A 2,090-nucleotide genomic window follows, 5' to 3' on the forward strand; every position below is an offset into this window, starting at 1 on the left:
AGGTTGCTTTGCAGGTCAATGATCTCCACAGCGGCCTCTAATGGTGCCTTGCTTTGGGCATCGCTTACGTTGCCTTTAACATAGGTTACCACGTGTGGGCGTACATTTACGGGTAATTCAAAAGTGTATATATCATATCCGCCAAAACCGTTCAAATTATCCGATGCAAAAAAAGCATAGTTGCCGCTGGCTGTTAAGGTAAGTCCATTTTCGTCGCCATTTGAATTTATAGGATACCCCAAATTTTCTGGTTTTTGCCATTTGCCGTCCTTACCCAAACGGCTTACAAAAAGGTCTTTGTTACCTAAGCCCGGCCATCCGTTCGAGCTAAAATAAAGTGTACTATCATCGGGATGTATAAACGGCGATTGCTCATTATAAGAGGTGTTGATATTTGGCCCCAGATTTTCAGGCTGTCCCCAGCCTTTATCAGTTAAGGTTGATTTCCATATATCATAACCGCCATAGCCTCCGCTCCGGTTACTTACAAAATAAAGTGTACGCCCGTCTGCGCTGATAGATGGCTGTGATTCCCATCCTGATGTGTTTACAGGGGCGCTTAGGTCAAAAGGCTTACCCCAGTCGTCACCTTTCTTTTGAGCAATGTAAATATCGCAACGGCCCATTCCGTCGGGACGGTTACAGCCGGTAAAAAATAGGTACTTACCATCCTGTGATACAGATTGTGCACCCTCATTATATTGTGCCGTATTGATCTGGTCGCTAAGGTAGCTGGCCGTTTGCCATTTACCCTTATTATTCATGCTTTTATAAAAGTCCTCATTATTGCCAATTTTACGGGTAAATATGAGCGTACTTTCGTCTGCTGTAGCAACAGGCAGGTATTCATCAGCGGCAGTATTAATCTCGGGGCCCATGTTAACAGGCTTAAATGTAACGGGGTGTTGTACTGCCTGAATGCTGAATTTGCTGTCATTGATCAGTTTTTGGGCGTATAGATTATTTTGTGGGGTAATATCAGAAAAGGTTAAATACTTTTCGAGGTGCTGCTGGGCCTGGGGGTATTTGGCTTCGGTTATTTCACATTCACCAATTTTAAGGTAAACCGAACGGTTAAAATCAGGATTAAGCGCAATTACCTTTAAATATTGGTCTATTGCCTGTTTATATAAATGCCTTAAACGAAATACATCAGCTAACTGGGCGCGTGCTTCAATAAATTTCGAATCCGCATTGATGGCTTTTTGAAGATTGTCGATAGCCTCATCATAAGTGTGGTCGTCCAGATTTTGGTGGGCTGCGGCAAAATACTTTAAAGCTGCCTTGTTAGTGGTAGTTTGCTGTGACCATGCAGAAATAGAAATAAAAATTGATAAAACCGAGATGATTACAATTTTCATCTGTTTTGATACGATTATAATTATCGTAAGTTACAAATATTAAGGGATATTCAAATATTTATGCGTTTGTAACGATATTTCCCATTGCGGGTTATTCATCACATAATCAACTATAAGCGGGGTCATTTCCTTTGATTTTGACCATTCGGGCTGTAAATATAACTTACAATCAGGCGAAACCATTTTAGCATGATATTCGGCCCATTCAAAATCTGATTTATTAAACACGATCACTTTTAATTCGTGAGCATGTTCGGCCACGTGGGGTATTGGCGCTTTAAATTTTTTTGGCGACAAACAAATCCAGTCCCAATCGCCCGAAAGGGGATAGGCCCCTGATGTTTCAATAAAGGTTTTACCTTACGTTTACCATTGGCCTTTATGCTTTCGGCTTAAATAGGTAGCTTTGCAAAATATTATGGCACACCAGATTCCAGACGACGGCTCGCTGCTTCCATTAATGGAAGAATTTTATACGATACAGGGCGAAGGATACAATACCGGCAAAGCAGCATATTTTATACGGCTTGGAGGATGCGATGTGGGCTGCCACTGGTGCGATGTTAAAGAAAGCTGGGATGCCGAGCTGCACCCGCTTACCGCGGCCGATCAGATAGTGGCTAATGCCTCTGTACATCCATCAAAAGCCGTTGTGGTTACAGGCGGCGAACCTTTGATATATAATCTTGATTATTTAACAACCCAGTTGCATGAAAAAGGTATTAAAAC

At 42.0% G+C, this 2,090-nt stretch carries 2 protein-coding genes and 1 pseudogene; 1 reads left to right on the forward strand and 2 read right to left on the reverse strand.

From position 1 onward, the window contains the following. Window positions 1-1,361: OmpA family protein (locus AC1DRQ_RS30980; RefSeq protein ID WP_477429894.1), on the reverse strand; the 1,361-nt coding region annotated here is incomplete at its 3' end. Window positions 1,362-1,400: 39 nt separating this feature from the next. Continuing rightward, window positions 1,401-1,718 (reverse strand): annotated as a pseudogene (locus tag AC1DRQ_RS30985) (7-carboxy-7-deazaguanine synthase QueE); the annotation flags it as partial. Between the two features lie 61 nt (window positions 1,719-1,779). Here AC1DRQ_RS30985 and AC1DRQ_RS30990 point away from each other — a divergent pair. Further along, window positions 1,780-2,090: 7-carboxy-7-deazaguanine synthase QueE (locus AC1DRQ_RS30990; protein WP_477429896.1), on the forward strand; the 311-nt coding region annotated here is incomplete at its 3' end.

Source organism: Mucilaginibacter sp. P4_E8 (assembly GCF_056401495.1).